At 73.2% G+C, this 18,196-nt stretch carries 5 protein-coding genes (1 of these 5 only partly in view); all 5 read left to right on the top strand.

Annotated features, from left to right (window positions below):
• Tightly spaced (each overlapping or abutting the next), the 5 genes in view from IOD16_RS22200 to IOD16_RS22180 form a layout consistent with a single transcriptional unit that may run on beyond the window.
• On the top strand, positions 1-920 hold the end of the coding sequence (locus IOD16_RS22200; RefSeq protein ID WP_201435971.1) for a non-ribosomal peptide synthetase/type I polyketide synthase. It extends 8,989 nt beyond the left edge of the window; only the last 920 of its 9,909 coding nucleotides appear in the window; its start codon lies beyond the left edge, outside the window; the stop codon is at positions 918-920.
• Complete coding sequence (locus tag IOD16_RS22195; RefSeq protein ID WP_201435970.1) at positions 917-2,164, top strand: ACP S-malonyltransferase; 1,248 nt, start codon at positions 917-919, stop codon at positions 2,162-2,164. The genes IOD16_RS22200 and IOD16_RS22195 overlap by 4 nt, the downstream gene beginning before the upstream one ends.
• Entirely contained in the window at positions 2,161-6,744 is a 4,584-nt protein-coding gene (locus tag IOD16_RS22190) for a type I polyketide synthase (protein WP_201435969.1), read from the top strand. Before IOD16_RS22195 ends, IOD16_RS22190 begins: the two co-directional genes overlap by 4 nt.
• Positions 6,732-11,441, top strand: coding sequence for an SDR family oxidoreductase (locus IOD16_RS22185; RefSeq protein WP_201435968.1), 4,710 nt, complete (start codon positions 6,732-6,734; stop codon positions 11,439-11,441). The genes IOD16_RS22190 and IOD16_RS22185 overlap by 13 nt, the downstream gene beginning before the upstream one ends.
• The gene (locus tag IOD16_RS22180) at positions 11,438-18,196 is read left to right on the top strand and encodes a non-ribosomal peptide synthetase (protein WP_201435967.1); all 6,759 of its coding nucleotides are present in this window, start codon (positions 11,438-11,440) and stop codon (positions 18,194-18,196) included. Before IOD16_RS22185 ends, IOD16_RS22180 begins: the two co-directional genes overlap by 4 nt.

The raw sequence follows: 18,196 nt of genomic DNA, 5'->3' as shown, positions 1-18,196 counted from the left end.
CGATGACGACCAGCGGCAAGGTCGACCGCCGCACCCTGGAGGCGCGGGCCGACCAGCCGGTGGAGGCCGCGCCCGCCGACGAGCACCGCACGGGCGTGGCCCAGGAGCTGGTCGCCGCGTGGCGCAAGGTCCTCGGCGACATCCCGATCGGCTACGACCAGAGCTTCTTCGACCTCGGCGGCAACTCGTTCAGCCTGGTCCTGCTGCTGGAGGAGCTGCACCGGCAGTTCCCCGGCATGCTGGACGTGAGCGACCTGTTCGCGAACCCGACGATCGGCAAGCTGCGCAAGCACCTGGAGGCCGGGTTCGCCCGGCGTGACGCCGACGCGCTGCTCACCGGCTTCGGCGTGCGGCTGCCGGAGTCGTGGTTCACGAGCGACGCCGCGGCCGACGGCCGGGTCGAGGCCGTGCTGCCCGCGAGCACCAGGGACACCCTGGACCGACTGCGGGCGGGAGGGGCGCACGAGCCGGAGGACGTGGCGCACGTCGCGCTCGCCGTCACGCTCAACAAGCTCCTCAAGGTGGACGACGTCTCGCTGTGCGTCGTGGACGACGACGGCCGGGTGGTCGTGGTCCGGTTCGACTTCGCCGGGAAGGCCGACCTCGCCGAGGTCTTCGACGACTACCGGCGGCAGCGCGACCGGAACGACCGGATCGACCTGGAGCGGTTCGTCGCCTGCCGGGGCGTCGACGGCACGGTGTCCGTCGCGTGCGGCGCCGCCCGGCAGGTGGAGGACGCCGACCTGCTCGGCCACTTCGACCTCGTGTTCGCCGTGGACGTCGGGTCCGACGCCGTCTCGGTCCGGATCGACCACGCCCGCGAGGTGGACCCCGCGCGGGTGGAACAGCTGCTGGGCGGCCACGTGAAGCTCCTCGGAGCCCTGGCTCCGCCCGCGTCGAAGGAGAAGGTGCAGTCATGAAGGATCTCGTGATCGTGTTCCCGGGGCAGGGCTCCCAGTTCGCGGGCATGGGCAAGCGGTGGTTCGACGGGAACCGGGTCGTCCGGGACCGCTTCGGGCAGGCGTCCGACCTCGTCGGCTACTCGCTGGCCGACCTCTGCTTCACCGCGCCGCCGGCGGAGGTGACCCGGACCAGGTTCGCGCAGGTCTCGCTGCTGGTGCTCAGCTACGCGATGTACGAGGTGATGACCGAGGACCGGAAGATCCCGGTGTCGGCCATGACGGGGCACAGCCTGGGTGAGATCACCGCGCTGCTCGCGGCGGGCGCGCTGACGTTCGAGGACGCCGTGCGGCTGGTCAAGGCGCGCGGCGAGGCGATGGAGAGCTGCGTCGCGGAGAGCGGCACCGGGATGGTCGCCGCGGTGCGGATGCCGGTCGCCGACGTCGAGAAGTGCGTGGAGGAGTTCAACTCCGGCGGCCACGACGTGCAGGTGGCCAACTACAACGCCGAGGCGCAGACCGTGCTGTCGGGCACGCTGGACGACCTGAAGGGCCTGACCGCCCACCTCGAGGACCGAGGGGCGAAGGTGGTCAAGCTGAACGTGGCCGGCGCGTTCCACAGCTCGTTCATGGCGGACGCGGTGCCCGCGTACACCGAGGCGTTGCACGAGGTCGAGTTCACCGAGCCGACCGTGCCGGTCTACAGCAACGTCACCGGCGAGGCGCACGAGAGCCCCCAGAGCATCCGGGAGTCGCTGGCCGTGCAGCTGACCAGCCCGGTCCGCTGGAGCGCCATCGTGGCGTCCCTGGTGGAGCGCAAGGCCGCGGTGTGGGTGGAGGTCGGGCCCAAGCAGGTGCTGAAGAAGATGCTCACGGGCGCCGTCGGCTCGGGCGAGGTGCACAGCTTCGACGAGGAGCCGGAGCGGGTCCGCGCGGTGCTCGACCAGCTCGTCGAGCTGAAGAAGCGCGAGCCGGGGCTGGTGGGGCTGTGCCTGGGCGCCGCCGCGGCCACCCGGAACCGGAACTTCGACGCCGCCGCGTACGACCAGGGTGTCGTCCTGCCGTACCGCAAGCTCCAGGAGCTCTCCAAGCTCGACCAGGAGACGCTGTCCGACGAGCAGAAGCAGACCGCGCTGGACCTGCTGCTGACCATCATGAGGACCAAGCAGGTCCCCGAGGCCGAGCAGCGGGACCGCGTCGAGTCGATCCTGCGGCGCACCGGCGACGCAGGCCTCCGGACGATCGCGGGGGCCCTCGCCACATGAGCTCCCTGCCCGGTCTCGACGACCTCGACCTGACGCGGCTCCCGGACGACTCCGAGGTGCGCGTCACCCGCTCCAGCCCGCGGAAGAAGGCCGGACCCGTCGCCATCATCGGGATGAGCGGCCGGGTCGGCGAGGCGGAGGACCTCGACGGGTTCTTCGCGAGCCTGCTGCGCGGCGAGGAGGGGTACCGCGACCTGTCGGCCGAACGGCGCGCCGACGTGGACGCCTACCTCGCCGCGCGCGGCGTGCGGCTGCCGATCGCCGCCGAGCGCTACTCCGGCGGCGCCCGGCTGCCCAGCGTGTCGGAGTTCGACTACCGGTTCTTCTCGCTGTCGCGGCAGGAGGCCAAGTCGATCGACCCGAACCAGCGGATCTTCCTGGAGACCGCCTGGGCCGCGCTGGAGGACGCCGGCTACCTGAACAAGGACATCGGCGGCGGCAAGGTCGGCGTGTACGCCGGCATGTCGGCGGACTTCGGCGAGGACTACCGGGCGGTGGTCCAGGCGATCGACCCCGGCGCGCCCGAGATCGCGGTCGCGGGCAACATCCGGTCGATGATCGCCAGCAGGATCGCCTACCTGCTGGACCTGAGGGGCCCGTCGCTGCTCGTCGACACGGCCTGCTCGTCGGGCCTGGTGGCCGCCTACACGGCCTACCGCGCGATCCAGCACGGCGAGTGCTCGATGGCGATCGTCGGCGCGGTGAAGACCGACCTGCTGCCGGTCGACGCCGACGACGAGTCCGGCATCGGCATCAAGGACATCCAGGACACGCTCTCCGCCGACCGCCGCACCCGCACGTTCGACCGCCGCGGCGACGGCACCAGCACCGCCGAGGGCTGCGTCGTGCTCGTGCTCAAGTCCCTGGACCGCGCGCAGCGCGACGGCGACCACGTCCACGCCGTCATCATGGGCGGCGCGGTCAACCAGGACGGCGCGTCGAACGGCATCACCGCGCCCAACGCCGACGCGCAGGCGGACCTCATCACCGACGCCCTCGCCGACGCCGGGGTCAGGGCCGAGCAGATCAGCTTCATCGAGGCGCACGGCACCGCGACCAGGCTCGGCGACCCGGTCGAGGTCAGCGGCATCGACCGGGCGTTCTCCCGGCAGACGGCGCGCAAGCAGTTCTGCGGCATCGGCACGGTCAAGACGAACATCGGCCACATGGACAACGCGTCCGGCCTGGTCGGGCTGGCCAAGCTCGTCCTGTCGCTGAAGCACCGCGTCCTGCCGGCGAGCCTGAACTTCCAGGAGCCGAACCGGAACATCGCCTTCGCGCAGACCCCCGTGTACGTCAACGACCGGACCGTGCCGTGGTCGGACGACGAGCGGGAGGCGTTGTACGCGGGCATCAACAGCTTCGGGCTGAGCGGGACGAACTGCCACCTCGTGCTGCGCGGCCCGGACGCGGTCCCGGTCCGCGACCGCGCCGGGGCGCAGTCGCCCACCTGCTTCCTGCTCCCCCTGAGCGCCCGCGACGGCCGGGCGCTGGCCCGGCTCGCCGAGCGCTACCGCGCCTTCCTGGCCGACCACGAGGTCGACCTCGCCGACCTGGCCTTCACCGCGTCGGTCGGCCGGCTGCACCACGGCGTGCGCGCCGCGTTCGTCTTCGAGAGCCGGGCGGAGCTCGACGCGCTGCTGGCGCGGTACATCGAGGACGTCGACGGCGTCGCCGCGAACCCGGACGTCGGCCGGGGGTCGTTCCGCCTGGTGCTGGACGCCGGCGAGAAGCGCGAGCCGCACGACCTCACCCACGCCGAGCGCGAGGAGCTGGACCGGGAGGCCGCGGCCGTGGCCTCCCCGACGGCCGACCGCGCGGCGCTGCGCCGGCTGGCGTCCCTCTACGCCCGCGGCGCCGAGGTCGACTGGCGGCGGGCCGCGCCCGGCGGCGCCCGCCGGACACCGCTGCCCACCTACCCGTTCGAGCGGTCCCGGTGCTGGGTCGAACCCGCCGGCCAGGGCCGCCGGGGCTTGATCGACGGCGCGGAGGTGGTGCGCTCGCTCGACCGCGACATCGTGGTGTGCCGGCTCGACCCGGAGCACTTCTGGGAGCTGGCCGAGCACCGCATCCACGGCGTCGGCGTGCTGCCCGGCACCGGGCTGGTCGAGATGGTCGTGTCGGCGGCCCGGCGGCTCGGCCTGGCCGGGTCGGACGTGGTGCTGCGCGACGTCCTGTTCGCCGCGCCGCTGGCGGTCGCCGACGGCGAGGTCAAGGAGGTGCACCTCATCTTCGAGACCAGGGGCGACGTCACCGCCGTCACCATCGCCGGCCGCGGCGCCGACGGCGGCTGGGTGGAGAACGCGCGGGCCGAGCTGGTGCGCGGCGCCGTGGCCGACGCGGTCCCGCCGCTCGACGTCGAGGGCCTGCGGCGGCGGCTGGACCACCCGCTGCGCGAGCCGGAGGGCTCCGACCACGCCAAGGGGTTGGACGTCAGCGACCGCTGGACCGGGGCGCTGGGCGACGGGCACGCCGACGCCGGGGCGGCCGAGCTGCTCTACGAGTTCGAGCTGCCCTCGCGGTACCGGTCCGAGCTGGCCGACTACGTCCTGCACCCCTCGCTGTTCGACACGGTGATCAACGCGCCGAGCAACGTCTACGACCAGGAGCGGCTGTACCTGCCGTTCTCCTACGGCGTCCTGACGATCCGCGACTCCCTGCCCGCCCGCGTGCTCGCCCACTTCCGCAAGCGGCCGGAGTCGGTGGCCGGCGCGCTGCACGCGTTCGACGTGACCGTGGTCGACCCGTCCGGCCGGGTGCTGCTGACCGTGGACAACTACTGCGTCAAGTCCGCGGTCGACCTCGACGTGCGCGGAGCCGGCGAGCACGGCTACGTCCAGGCCTACCGGCTGGTCGCGCCGCCTGCCCCGACGCGCGGTGGCGGCGGGACCGTCCTGCTCTGCGGTGACTTCGGCGCCGCGTTCGACGGCGTGCGCGGCGAGCTGGCGTCCGCCGGTTACGACTGCGTCCTGCTGCCGGACGCCGGTGACGCGGACGAGCGGTTGGGCGGGCGTCGCGAGTTCGCCTTCGGCGTGCTGGCCTGCCTGCCCGCCGGTGACGCCTCGCTCGCCGACGCCACGAGCGAGCCGGTGCGACGGGCGCTGGGCCTGATCGAGCTCATCTCGGACCGGCAGCTCGTGTTCGCCGGGGGGCTGCTGGCCCTGACGCACAACGCGCTCGCGGTCACCGGCGACGAGACCGCGTTGCACCCCGGCCAGGCCGGGCTGCTCGGCCTGATGCGCGTCGCCGCGCTGGAGTATAAGGCCCTCGGCATCCGCTGCGTCGACAGCGACGAGCGCACCGGCCCGGCGGCGCTGGCGGCCGAGGCCGCGGGCGCCGACCGGCCGCCGTTCCTGCTCTACCGGGACGGGCGACCGCACGAGCCGCACGTGAAGCGGCACCCCGTCCCGGCGCGGGACGGCGGTCGGGCGCTGCCGCCCGGCGACGGCGTGACCCTCGTGTCCGGCGGCACGGGCGACCTCGGCACCGCCGTGGCCCGGCACCTGGTGTCGCGCGGCGTGCGCAAGCTCGTCCTGCTGGGGTCCGACCACGCGGACGCGACCCGGCCGGACTGGGCGGAGTTCGAGCGCGACCTGGACGTGTTCGAGGTCGTCCGGCTCGACCTGGGCGACGGGCAGGCGGTCGACCGCGCCGTGCGCGAGCTGCGCGAGCGGCACGGCCGGATCTCCGGTGTCCTGCACCTCGCCGGGCGTCCCGGGGTCGGCTTCCTGTACACGAAGGACTTCGACGAGTTCATGCGGGTGTACCGCCCCAAGGCGCTGGGCGCGGTGCACCTGCACGAGGCCACGCTGGCCGACCGGCCCGACTACTTCGTGGCGTTCTCCAGCATCGCCGGGCTCCTGCTCGACCAGGGGCAGACCGACTACACCGCCGCGAACCTGGTGCTGGACAGCCTGGCCCAGCGCCGCGACCGGGAAGGGCTGCCCGGCCTGAGCGTCCAGTGGCCCGCGTGGCGCGAGACCGGGATCGCCGAGCGGATGGGCGCGGCCGACGAGGACGAGCTGTTCCCGCCGCTGGACACCGCCGAGGCGGTGGACCTGCTCGACGCCCTGATGGCCTCCGGGGACACCGTGCCGGTGCTGATGCCGGGGCGGATGCGGAAACCCGCCCGGCAGGCGCCGCGCGAGGCCGGCCGCGGCTCGGGCGGACGTGCCGTGCGGCTGCACGGGCTGGACTCCGTCGGTGACCTCGAACGGGGTGTCGCGGAGATCTGGGCCGAGGCGCTCGACCTCGACGTGCTCGACGCGCACGAGGAGTTCGGCGACCTGGGCGGCAACTCGCTGCTGACGGCGCAGGTGCTGAAGCTCTACGACGAGCGCTACCCGGGTCTGATGGACATCACGGACCTGTTCCGCTGCACCACCGTCGCCGCCCAGGCGGCCTGCCTGGCAGCCAAGTCGCGGGTGGACGCGCCGGCCGCCGCGAGCCCGCCGCCGGCCGCCGCGAAGGCCGACGAGGGCGACATCGACAAGTTGCTGGACCTGCTGGAGCAGGGCGCGATCACGGTCGAAGACAGGCAGGGTCTTCTCGAGGAAACGGACACCAGATGGACAGCGTGAAGGATTTCATCCTCGAGCAGTTCGTGAACAAGCAGATCGACCGCGACCGCACCAAGAGGCTGCTGCTCGAACTGTCGGAAGCCGACCTGCACGAGGACATCGCGGTCATCGGCCTGGCGGGTCGCTTCGCCGAGGCCAAGGACGTCGACCAGTTCTGGGACTTCCTCAAGGTCGGCCGGGACTGCATCCGCGACTACCCCCAGTCGCGCAAGGAGGACATGTACGACATCCTCCGCAACCCGTACTACGCGGAGGTCCTGCTGGGCCGGCCGGTCGACGAGGCCGACCTCGACCGGCTCTACTCCGTGAGCGGCTACCTCGACCGCATCGACCAGTTCGACTCGCGCTTCTTCGGCATCCCCCCGCTCGAAGCGGACTACATGGACCCGAACCAGCGCATCGCGCTGGAAGTGGCCTACGAGGCGCTGGAGAACGCGGGCTACGGCGGCGACAGCGCGGTCGGGTCGAGGACCGGCGTGTTCCTCGGCCGCGACCAGTCGAACTACTCGTACTACCGCATGTTCTCCGAGCGGCACCCGATGCAGCTGTCCGGCTCGTGGGAGGGGATGGTCGCCAGCCGCATCTCCTACGTGCTCGACCTCAAGGGCCCCTGCATCAACACCGACACCGCGTGCTCCGCGGGCAGCGTCAGCGTGCACCAGGCCATCCAGTCCCTGCTCCTGGGCGAGTGCGACATGGCGTTGGCGGGCGGCATCAACCTGTCCTCCGGCGGCGAGCCCAAGACCAGCTTCCTGTCCGGCGCGACGATGGACAGCGTCGTCTCGGACGACGACACCGTGCGGACGTTCGACGCCCGCGCGAACGGCACGCTGTGGGGCGAGGGCGCGGGCATCGTGCTGCTCAAGCCGCTGAAGAAGGCGCTGGCCGACCGCGACCACGTGCGCGCCGTCATCAAGGCCTCCGCCATCAACAACGACGGCACGTCCAACAGCATCACCGCGCCCAACGCGCTGATGCAGGAGCGGGTCGTCCTCGACGCCTGGGCCAAGGCCGGCGTCCCGCCCGAGACGATCACCTACGTCGAGGCGCACGGCACGGGCACCGTGCTCGGCGACCCGATCGAGGTCAAGGGCCTGACCAACGCGTTCCGCCGGCACACCGACCGCAGGCAGTTCTGCGGCATCGGCTCCCTCAAGACCACGATGGGCCACCTGGTGGCCGCGTCGGGGTCGGCCTCGCTGGCCAAGGTGGTGAAGTCGCTCGAGTCCGGGCTGCTCGCGCCGTCGGCGAACTTCGCCGTGCCCAACCCCTACATCGACTTCACCGACAGCCCGCTGTACGTCAACGACCGGCTCGTGCCGTGGGACACCGGCGGCGAGCCCCGGCGGGCCGGGATCAGCTCGTTCGGCTTCATCCGCACCAACTGCCACCTCGTGCTGGAGGAAGCGCCCCGGTACCGCGCCGAACCCCAGCTGCGGGAGCGCTACTGCTTCACCGTTAGCGCGAAGACCGAGGCGGCGCTCACCGCGCTGCTGGACCGGTACGCGACCGTGCTCGCGGACAGCCCCTGGTCGCTCGCCGACATCTGCTACACCTCCAACCTCGGCCGCGGCCACCACGAGCACCGCGTCATGATCGTCGCGGGGACGAAGGAGGAGCTGGCCGAGTCGGTCGACCGGCTCCGGCGGCGCGGCCTCGGCACCGACGAGCAGCGGGGCGTCTTCCACGGCGTGCACGCCGTCGTCAGCGACAAGAGGGGCGACCTGCGGCCCGGCGACATCACCGCCCAGACCGGCAAGCGGCTCTCCGACTCCGCCGACGCGAAGCTCGCCGAGTACCGCGCGCGGGGCGACGCCGCCGCCCTCACCGAGCTGGCGAACGCGTACGTCCGGGGCGCCCGCGTCGGGTTCGCCGGGTTCTACGCCGACGAGCCGCGCCGACGGGTGCCCCTGCCCACCTACCCGTTCGAGCCGACCCGCCACTGGGCCAAGCCCATGAGGACGAGCGTGCGGGGCTTCGCCACCGCCGAGGCCAACCCCCTGCTGGGCGTGGAGGTCAGCCGCTCGGACGGCGGGATCGTGTTCGAGAGCAGGCTGTCGGTCGACCGGCACTGGGTGCTCTCCGACCACCGGATCGAGCAGCGGCCCGTGGTGCCGGGCACGACGTACCTGGAGATGGCGCGGGCCGCGCTGGCCGCGCTGGAGAACACGCGGAGCATGCGGTTCGAGAACGTGTTCTTCCTCGTGCCGCTCTCCGTCGAGGAGGGCGAGGAGGCCACCGTGCGCACCCGGCTGGACCGGGTCGGGCACGGGTACTCGTTCCAGGTGGCCAGCTCGCGGGCCGGCGAGTGGGTCACCCACGTCGAAGGCCGGGTCGGCCCGCTGCGCGAGGACGGCCCGGCGGACACCGTCGACCTCGACGTCCTCAAGGCGGCCGCGGTCGACGTGACCGACCCGTACCCCACCGAGACCGACACGGGCGTGTTCCAGTTCGGCCCGCGCTGGGACAACGTCCGCGCGGTGTGGAAGCACCAGACCGGCGCGCTGACCCTGCTGCGGCTGCCGGACGGCGTGCCGGACGACGGGTTCGGGCTGCACCCGGCCAAGCTGGACAACGCGGTGAACCTCATCTCGCAGAACAGCGGCGAGACGTTCCTGCCCTACCTGTACAAGAGCTTCGTGCTCCACGGGCCCATGCCGGAGACGTGCTACTCGCTGATCCGCACGGTCCGCGACGACAGCCGCGACGGCCAGACGATCACCTACGACGTGGACCTGCTCGACGCCGACGGCCGCCCGTTCGCGCGGATCACCGACTACACCGTGAAGAAGGTCGACTGGCGGCGGTTCAGCCTGGCGGGGCCGCGCCGGTTCCTCCAGGCCGAGTGGCTGGAGGTGCCGCGGGTGCCGGCCGAGGCCGCCGCGCCGTCGGTGTGGGCGCCCGTGGTGCTCGACAACGCGGCGGGCAGGCGGCTGGTCGCCGAGGTCGGAGCGCTCGGGCACCGGGTCGTCCCGTGCTACGTGGGCGAGCGGACCGACACCGGCCGGGACGTGTTCGCCCTGGACGAGGACGGCGCGGGGCTGCTGGCCGAGCGGCTGCGGCGGGAGCTGGTCGAGGGCGTGCTGTTCGCGACCGACTTCACCGCGACCGGGGACCTCCCCCACGCGCGGCGGAGGGCGGCCGGCGTGGACGGGCTGTTCGAGCTGTACCGCGCGTTCGTCTCGCACCGGGTCAAGCTCGCGCACGGGCTGAAGGTGCTGGGCGGGGACGCCTGGCGGGTCGAGCCGGGCGACGGCGTCACCGACCCGCACTCCGCCGCCACCGAGGCGCTCGCGCAGGTGGTCGGGCAGGAGCACCGGCACCTGCTGGTGGACGTGGTGGACGCGCGGGCGGACGCGGAGCCTGCCCCGCTGCTCCGGGAGGCGTTGACCGGCGCGGGTGGCGTGATGCGGGCGCTGCGGGGCTCCCGGACGTTCCTGCGCCGCCTGCGGTACGCCGAGGCCGATCCGGAGCCGGCCGGGGACGGCCCCGCCGGGTCCCGGTACGCGGGCGGGACGTTCGTGATCAGCGGCGGCGCGGGTGGCCTCGGCCTCGGCGTCGCCGAGGAGATGGCCCGCGAGGGCGCCGCGCGGATCATCCTGCTGGGCCGGCGCGCCTTGGACGAGCACACCGCCCGGCGCGTCCAGGGCATCGCCGCCGCGGAGTACGTCGTGTGCGACGTGTCGCGGGAGGCCGATGTGCGCGGGCTGGCCGCCCGGTTGCGGGACGAGGGTGTCACCCTGGGCGGCATCGTGCACGCCGCGGGTGTGGCGGGCGACGGGTTCCTGGCCAACAAGCCCCGTTCGGTGTTCGACGCCGTGCTGGCGCCCAAGGTCGACGGCGGCGTCGCCCTGGTGGCGCTGGCGAAGGAGCACCCCGGCGCCTTCCTGGTCTTCTTCTCCTCCATCACCGCGGTCACCGGCGGGCAGGGGCAGGGCGACTACTGCGCCGCCAACGCGTTCCTGGACTCGCTGGCCACGCGGGCGCGGGCCGAGGGGGTCGACGCGCTGTCGATCAACTGGCCGACGTGGTCCGAGGTCGGCATGGCGGCGCAGTACGGGGTCGGCGACGGCGACTCGCCGTTCCGCGCGCTCACCGTGAAGGACGGCGTGGCCTGGCTGGGCCACTTCCTGCGCCACCCGGCCGACGGCGCCATCCCGTCCCGGTTCGACCTGGGCGTGCTGCGGGAACGCCTCGACGAGATGCCCTTCCTGCTCGAGGACGACGTCGCGGAGGCCGTCGCGCGGGCGGGCACGGGTTCGACGCCGGCCGGCGGGGAGGTGACCGACGTCCGCCTCGTCGGCCTGTCCGACCCCGACCAGACCCAGCTGCGGATCGGCGCGGTCTACGGCGCCGTCCTCGGCCTGGCCGAGGTGGACGCCCACGCGAGCTTCCAGGACCTGGGCGGCAACTCGCTGATGACGGCGCAGCTGCTGCAGAAGGTCGAGGACGTCTACCCCGGCCGGATCGACATCGCCGACCTGTACTCCTACGCGACCGTCACCAGCCTCGCCGGCTACATCGACGAGCGCGTGGCGGCCGAGTCCGGGGCGGCCGGGCCCCAGGCGGCGAACGTCGGGGGAGCGGACGTCGGGGGAGCGGACCAGTCGCTCCAGGACGTGCTGGAGGAGATCGGTGACGCCGAGCTCATGACCATGTTCGCCGACACCGACGGTGCCGGGGGGAAGCAGCGATGACGTCGAGCGCGGAAGTGAAGAAGGACCTGCTGCGGTACCTGCTCATGCAGGTCAAGCAGGAGGCGCTGGACGTCGACCGGGCGAAGGGGTTCATCCGGGCGATCGGGGACGCCGGTCGGGAGGACGACCGCGTCGCCGTCGTCGGCATCGCCTGCCGCTTCCCCGGCGCGCCGGACAAGGAGCAGTTCTGGCGCAACCTGGTCGACGGCCGCGAGTCGATCGGCGACTTCCCGCCGCAGCGGCTGGAGGACCTGCGGCGGGTCGAGGGCGGCACGGAGGCCGTCCGCAAGGGCGGCTACCTCGACCGGGTCGACCTGTTCGACGCGGAGTACTTCGGCATCCCGCCGCACGTGGCCACGCAGCTCGACCCGTACCACCGCAACCTCCTCGAAGTGCTGGTCGAGACGATGGAGGACGCCGGGTACGCCAAGAGCGAGCTGTACGGGTCCAACACCGGCGTCTTCGTCGGCAACGACCACACCCACCGGCTGATCACGTCCTACCTGCCGTTCCTCTCGGAGCTGGACTTCTCGGCCATCACCGGGTCGTGGTCGGGCATCCTGGCCAGCCGCCTGTCCTACCTGCTCGACTTCCGCGGACCCGCCACCGTCATCGACACCGGGTGCTCGTCCGGCCTGGTCGCGGTGGACGCGGCGATCAAGGCGCTGCGCAACGGCGACTGCGACACCGCGTTCGTGGCCGCGATCAACCTGTTCCTGTCCCCGTCCAGCCTCGGCAACGAGACCGAGTCCGCCGAGCACCGCGTGCGGGCGTTCGACGCCTCGGCCGACGGCACGGTGTGGAGCGAGGGCGTGGCCGGGGTCTACCTCAAGCCGCTGTCGCGCGCGCTCGCCGACGGCGACCACGTCTACGGCGTGCTGCTCGGCAGCGCGGTCAACAACGACGGCCGCAGCAACGGCCTCACCGCCCCGAACGCGCAGGCGCAGAAGAACTTGCTGGTCAGCGCGTGGAAGCGGGCCGGCATCGCGCCGGAGTCGGTGTCCTACATCGAGGCGCACGGCACCGGCACGACCCTGGGCGACCCGATCGAGATCAAGGGCCTGACCAGCGCGTTCGCCGAGTTCACCGACCGCAGGCAGTTCTGCGCGCTCGGCTCGGTGAAGACGAACATCGGCCACACGGTCGGCGTCGCGGGGCTGGCTTCGCTGATCAAGGCGCTGCTGTGCCTGGAGCGCCGGACCATCCCGCCGTCGATCCACTTCGACGTGCCGAACCGGCTGCTCGACCTCGCCAACGCCCCGGTCTACGTCGCCGACCGCCTCACCGAGTGGGAGGCCGGCGACACCCCGCGCCGGGCGGGCGTGAGCAGCTTCAGCCTCAGCGGCACGAACTGCCACGTGGTGCTGGAGGAAGCGCCCACCCGCGCGGCGACGGCCGACCCGGCGCGCGGGCCGCGGCTCTACCCGATCTCGGCGCGGACCGAGGAGCTGCTGGCCCGGACCGCCGCGGCGCAGCTGGCGCACCTCGACCGCCACCCCGGGCACGGCCTGGCCGACGTGTGCTTCACCATGCAGGTGGGCCGCGAGCACCAGGCCGCCCGCGCGGTCGTCCTGTGCGAGACCGTCGAGGGCCTGCGCGACGGGCTGCGGCGGCTGCTGGACCCCGGCCAGGCCGACGACACCCGCCTGGTGGACGGCGGCGTGCTGCTGCGCGAGGTCCCGTCGTCCTGGCCCGGGGACCTCCGGCACCTCGCCGACGCGGCCACGGCCTTCCTCGCGGGTCGCGCGCGGCCGTTCGCCGGCCTCGACCGGGACGCGGACGTGCGGCGGGTGCCGCTGCCGCCCCAGCTGTTCCACCACGTGCGGCTGTGGGACGAGACGGTCCGGGCGCAGCCGGCGCCCGGCGTCGACGAGCAGGCGCCGGTCGATCCGGTCGACCGGCTCCGCGTCATCCTGGCGGCGCCGCCACGCCTCGACGGGCTCGCCGAGTCCGATGTGGACGCGGTGCCCCGCAAGGTGGTCGCGGGGGTGTGGTCGGAGGTCCTGGGCTACCCGGTGATCCGCGGCGCGGACGACTTCTTCGCCCTCGGCGGCGACTCCATCTCCTCGGTGAAGATCACGCAGCTGCTCAACGCGGTGCTCGACGTCGACATCCCGCCGACCACGCTGCTGGCGAAGCCGACGTTCGACGGGTTCGCGGACGCGGTGGTCCGCGACTTCGGGGTGGACGAGCGGCTGGTCCGGTCGCGGCTGGGCGGGTCGGCCCGCCGCCCGGCGCCCGCGGCACGGGTCGTGGAGGACTACGAGCTGCCGCTGACGGCTTCGCAGCGGAGCATGTTCGTCTCCAGCCAGGTGGACGAGGACTCGGTGGCGTACAACGTCAGCGGCCTGACGATCCGCACCGGCCCGCTGGACGTCGCCGAGCTGGAGCAGTGGCTGCGCGTGCTGGTGCGGCGGCACGACAGCCTCCGCTCGACGTTCCACCTGCGGGACGGCGAGCCGTTCCAGCGGGTGCGCGCGGAGGTGCCGGTCGCGGTCGAGCACCGGCGGCTCGGCGCCCTCGCGGAGGGTGACGCGCACGAGGACGCGGCCCGCCGGGAGATGCGGCGGTTCGTCCGCCCCTTCCTCCTCGACACCGCGCCGCTGTTCCGCGTCGGCTACTTCGAGTTCGACGACGGCGTGTCGTGCGTGGCGATCGACATCCACCACATCGTCACCGACGGCACCTCGATGGGCATCCTGTTCCGCGACCTCGGCGCCATCGCCGAGGGGAAGGCGCTGCCGCCGGTCCGGGACCACCGCTCGGCGATCCGGGGGTTGCTGGCGCGCCAGGCGGGCGACGACGTGCGGCCGCACCGCGACTACTGGGTCTCCCGGTTCGCCGACGGCGCGCCGACGCTCCAGCTCACCACCGACCGGCAACGGGCGGAGACGGCCACCGCGGCGGGCGCGACGCTCTTCGCGTCCGTCGACGGCGAGACGTTGCAGGCCGCGAAGCGCTATGCGCGCGAGCACGACGTCACCCTCTACGTGGTGCTGCTCGGGGTCTTCCACCAGTTGCTGTCCCGGCTGAGCGGGCAGGGCGACGTCGTGGTCGGCGCGCCGGTGATGGGCCGGCCGGACCTGACCTACCAGGACCTCGTGGGCATGTTCGTCACCACGCTGCCCCTCCGGGTCGCCGCCGCGCCCACGACCGGGGTTGGCGACTTCCTCCGCGAGCTGCGGACGACCGTGCTGGAGGCGTTCGAGCACCAGGAGTACCCGCTGGAGGCCCTGGTCGAGGAGCTGGACCCGCCGCGCGTGCCCGGTCGCCGGCCGCTGTTCGACGTCTGCTTCGTGCACCAGAACACCGACATGGGGCTGACGCCGGACGACGAGCGGGTCATCCCGTTCGACGACGGCAGCGCCAAGTACGACATCACGCTGAGCACCAGGGAGGCCGACGGCGCCCTGCTGCTGGAGTGGGAGTACTCCACCGCCCTGTTCCGCGAGGAGACCGTGGCGCTCTACGCGGAGCGCTACGCCACGCTGCTCAGGTCGTTCGTCACCGCCGCGGACGACGACCCGCTGGACGGGCTCGACCTGGTGCCCGCCCGCGAGGCGGAGCTGATCCGGGAGTTCGCGACGGTGCCCGCGCCGCCGGTGGACACGCGCGGCATCGCCCGGCTGTTCGAGGAGCACGTCGCGGCCGACCCGGAGCGGACGGCGCTGATCACCGACGACGAGCGCCTGTCGTACGGGGAGCTGAACGCCCGGGCCAACCGGGTCGCGCACAGCCTGGCCCGGCTGGGGGTGACGCCCGGCTCGCCGGTCGCGCTGCTCGTGGACCGCTCCGCCGACATGGTCGTCGCCATCCTCGGCGTGCTGAAGGCGCGCTGCCACTACGTGCCGCTGAACACGGAGTTCCCCGCCGAGCGCCTGCGGGTGATGGTGCGGGACGTGGGCGCCGACATCCTCCTCACCACCGGCGCGCGCAGCGGGCAGGCGGCGGAGCTGATCTCCGACCGGCTCCGGATCGTGGACCTCGCGGCGCTCGCGGGGTCGAGGGCCGGCACCGGGAACCCCGACCTGCCGGGCAGCAGCGCCGACGAGATCTACATCATGTACACCTCGGGCACCACCGGCGTGCCGAAGGGCTCGGTGATCCGGCAGCGGAGCGTGCTGCGCGTGGTCCACCGGTCCGTCTTCTACGCCGCCGACCCGAGCGACGTGTTCCTCATGATCTCGGACTACTCGTTCGACGGCTCCGTCTACGACATGTTCGGCGCGCTGACCAACGGCGCGTCCCTCGTGCTGCCGGCCAAGGAGTCCGTGCTGGACCTCGACCGGCTGGGCGCGACGATCGAGCGGCACGGGGTCACCAGCTTCTTCATCACCACGGCGATGTTCAACGCGATGGTCGACCACGTGCCGGGCTCGCTCGGCAGCGTCCGCAAGGTGATCTTCGGCGGGGAGATCGCCTCGCCGGTGCACGTGAAGCGGGCGTTCGACCTGCTCGGGCCCGGCCGGATCGGCCACGCGTACGGCCCGACGGAGACCACGGTCTTCGCGACCGTGCACACGCTCGACTCGCTGGACCAGGACGACGCCGTCCCGATCGGCCGGGCCGTCGGCGACACCTCGCTGTGGGTGCTCGACGAGCGGCTGCGGCCGGTCCCGATCGGTGTCAGCGGCGAGCTGCACATCGGCGGCGGCGGCGTGGCCGACGGGTACCTGAACCAGCCGGAGCTGACCGCCGAGCGGTTCGTCCGGGTGCCCTCGGTCCCGGGCGAGAGGCTCTACAAGACCGGCGACATCGTCACCTTCAAGAGCAACGGGCTGCTCTACTACACCGGGCGCGTCGACCAGCAGATCAAGCTGCGCGGCTACCGCATCGAGCTGGCGGAGATCATCCAGGTCGCGCTCGACGAGCCCGGCGTCCGCTGGGCGCACGCGGGTCTGCACGAGACCGCGGAGGGCAGCCGGAGCCTGTGCCTCTGGGTGGGGTACGAAGCGGGCCGGGAGCACGACGAGCCCGTGCTGCGCGCGGCGTTGGCGCGCCGGCTGCCCGACTACATGGTGCCGCCGTTCATCGTCCGGGCGGACGAGGTGCCGCTGAACGCCAGCGGCAAGGTCGACGTGGCGGCGCTGCCGAAGCCCGACTTCACCGCGGCCGCGTCGGCCGCGGCGCCGGAGACCGACTCGCTGCGGGTGCTCGCCGACGCGTGGCGGCACGTGCTGGGCGTCCCGGTGGACGACATCGACGCGAACTTCTTCGCGCTGGGCGGCGACTCGATCAAGGCGATCCAGATCGTGGCCCGGCTCAAGGAGCGGGACGTCGCGGTCCGGGTCGCGGACCTGCTCGGCAACGCGACGCTGCGGACGTTGGACGAGAAGGTGGCGGAGGCCGCGGGCGCCGGCGCCGGGCCGCGGGTGTACGACCCGACGCCGCTGTCCGGCCCGATCACGCCGAGCCCGATCCAGCAGTCGTTCCTCGACGACCTCGGCGACCGCGCCCCGGTGTTCAACCAGTGCCTGCTGGTCACGCCGGCGACGCCCGCGCCGCTGGACCGCCTGGTGCGGGCCGCGCAACGGCTCGTGCGCCACCACGACCTGCTGCGCGTCGAAGTGGACGACCGGGGCGGGCTGAACGTGCGGGACGTCGACACCCCCTCGCTCGTGCACGGCGAGCAGGCGCCGGCCGGGCTGTCCGGCGCGGACCTCGCGGAGTACCTGCGGACGGTGCAGTCGCGGGTGGACGTGCGGGGCGGCCCGGTGGTCAGCCTGGCCGCCGGCCTGGGCGAGGGGCGCGGGCAGTTCGCCATCGCGATCCACCACCTCGCCGTGGACGTCGTGTCGTGGGGCGTCGTGCTGGAGGACCTGCTCGCCTGGCTCGCGGACCCCGACGCCGAGGCGCCGGCCAAGACCATGCCGTTCCCGGCGTGGACGGCGGAGGTGCGGCGGCGTGCCCGGGACGGCGTCTTCCGCGCCCAGCTGCCCTACTGGCTGGACGTCGCGCGAACCGCCGGCGACGCGGGGGAGGTGTTCGCCGAGACCGACCTGGCGCGGTCCGAGACGGCCACGACGGTCGTCCGGCTGGCGGAGACCGACGACTTCTCGCTCCTCGACGCGGCACGCGAGGCGCACGGCGTGAGCGCCGCCGAGACCGTCCTGACCGTCGTGGCGCGCGCGCTGGCCTCGGTGACCGGTCGGAACCGGGTCCTGCTCACCCTGGAGGGGCACGGTCGCGAGCCCATCGCGGGCGACCACGACCTCAGTCGCACGGTGGGCTGGTTCACCAGCACGTTCCCGCACCTGGTGCGGGTCGAGCCGGGCGTCGGGGACACCCTGGACGCGGTGCGCCACTCGTTCGAGCGGCTGCCGGACAAGGGCGCCGGGTTCGGCCCCCTGCTCCGGTTCGACGAGGGCCTCGGCGAGGACCGGGCCACGCTGGCCGCCGTGCGGCCCCGGGTCTGCTTCAACTACCTGGGCGGCCAGGACAGCGCCGACGGCGCGGACGGCGTCGCCGTCACCCACCTCCCGGCGGACATCACCACCGACGCGGAGGTCCGCTCGCCGCACGCCCTCGACATCCTCGCGTCCCGCAGCGGGCGCGACCTCCTGGTGGAGGTGCGCCACCCGCGCTCGTGGGAGTCGAGCGGCTTGGCCCGGCAGGTCGCCGAGGCCGTGGACAGGTCGTTCCACGAGGTCCGCGACGCCCTGGAGTCCGGTGGGCCACGCGGCTTCCAGGTGTCGTCGCCGATCCGCCAGGACGTGCTCGCGGACATCCTGCTGGACGTCGCGGGCGGGAGCTGA

Origin of the sequence: Saccharothrix sp. 6-C (genome assembly GCF_016695385.1) — a bacterium.
In the GTDB taxonomy this organism is placed as follows: Bacteria; Actinomycetota; Actinomycetes; order Mycobacteriales; family Pseudonocardiaceae; genus Actinosynnema; species Actinosynnema texasense.
The sequence above is the reverse complement of the archived record's forward strand: the minus strand, read 5'-3'. Positions and strand labels throughout refer to the sequence as shown.